Consider the following 474-nt stretch of genomic DNA (forward strand, 5'->3'; position numbering starts at 1 on the left):
TTCTGAAGGTTTGATGCGGGTTAAGAAAGAAGATCTCTATGGCTTTGTGAATAGAAATGGAAAAGTTATAATTCCTTTTGAGTACCAGGAGATCGGATTTGATTTTAAAGATCAATTAGTTTATGCGAAGAAGAATGGCCAATGGGGTTTTGTTAACAAGAAAAACGAACCGGTAATTCCATTTATTTACGATAAGGTAAGTTCATTTTCAGAAGGCTTGGCTCAGGTTATTAAAAATGGCAAGAGTGGCTATATTAATAAAAGAAACGAGGTGGTGATTCCACTAAAGTTTGAGCCCCTATGGCAAGGTGGGTTCCATAACAACAGAGCCGTATTTAAAAAGGGAGATAAATATGGCTATATCGATAGAACAGGGGAATTAGTTATCGACCCCATCTACGATTCAGCTCTACCTTTTGAAAATAATAGGGCCTATGTCCAGATGAACGGGAAAAGTGGTTTCATTGATCCCGA

At 37.8% G+C, this 474-nt stretch carries 1 protein-coding gene; it reads left to right on the plus strand.

Annotation, left to right across the window (positions count from 1 at the left end):
* Positions 1 to 13: 13 nt before the first annotated feature.
* Positions 14 to 474: WG repeat-containing protein (locus HC175_RS18145; RefSeq protein ID WP_235942673.1), on the plus strand; the 461-nt coding region annotated here is incomplete at its 3' end.

It is taken from the genome of Salinimicrobium oceani, from assembly GCF_012037645.1.